The 639-nt window shown below is 73.5% G+C and carries 2 protein-coding genes; both read left to right on the plus strand.

What is annotated here, in order from left to right; translation table 11 throughout:
• The first annotated feature begins 96 nt into the window (after positions 1-96).
• A complete protein-coding gene (locus B1205_RS33490; RefSeq protein WP_441338530.1) occupies positions 97-426 on the plus strand; it encodes a CurL C-terminal domain-containing protein in 330 nt (109 codons plus the stop codon).
• Positions 348-639, plus strand: a 292-nt coding sequence (locus B1205_RS31980) for an acyltransferase domain-containing protein (protein WP_254910094.1), incomplete at its 3' end; no start/stop codon positions are given. The genes B1205_RS33490 and B1205_RS31980, both read left to right, overlap by 79 nt.

A 639-nucleotide genomic window follows, 5' to 3' on the forward strand; every position in this document is an offset into this window, starting at 1 on the left:
GCCGACGAGCCGGACCCCCAGCCGGTGCCCGCCACCGGCGGGCTGGTGGACGCCGACGTACGGCTCTGGCCGGTGTCGGCCCGGTCCCGGGCCGGCGTGGCCGCGCAGGCGGCACGCCTGGCCGGGCACCTGCGCACGCGCGACGACCTCGGCCCGGCCGAGGTGGCCTGGTCCCTGGCCACGAAGCGCTCGACGTTCGACCATCGCGCCGCCGTGGTGGGCGCCGACCGTGACGAGTTGCTGTCCGGTCTGGACGCCCTGGCCTCCGGTGCGCCGGCCGGGAACGTGGTCACCGGTTCGATGGCTGAGCACGGTGCGGGTCCGGTGNTGCTCTGGTGGGTCGGTGTGTGGCGTTCGATGAGCGGTTGGCCCAGTGTCAGCGGGCGTTCGCGCCGTATCTGGACGTGGACCTCGTGTCGGTGTTGACCGGCGACGACGACGGCTGGTTGGACCGGGTGGAGGTTTTGCAGCCGGTGTTGTTCGCCGTCGGGGTGTCCCTGGCGCAGGTGTGGCGGGCGGCCGGTGTGAGTCCTGGTGTGGTGATCGGGCATTCGCAGGGTGAGATGGCCGCCGCCTGTGTGGCGGGGGTGCTGTCCCTGGACGACGCGGCGAAGGCGGTGATCCTGCGGGCCCGCTCGT

The organism is Micromonospora sp. NBS 11-29 (assembly GCF_002140155.1).
Classification (GTDB): domain Bacteria; phylum Actinomycetota; class Actinomycetes; order Mycobacteriales; family Micromonosporaceae; genus Micromonospora.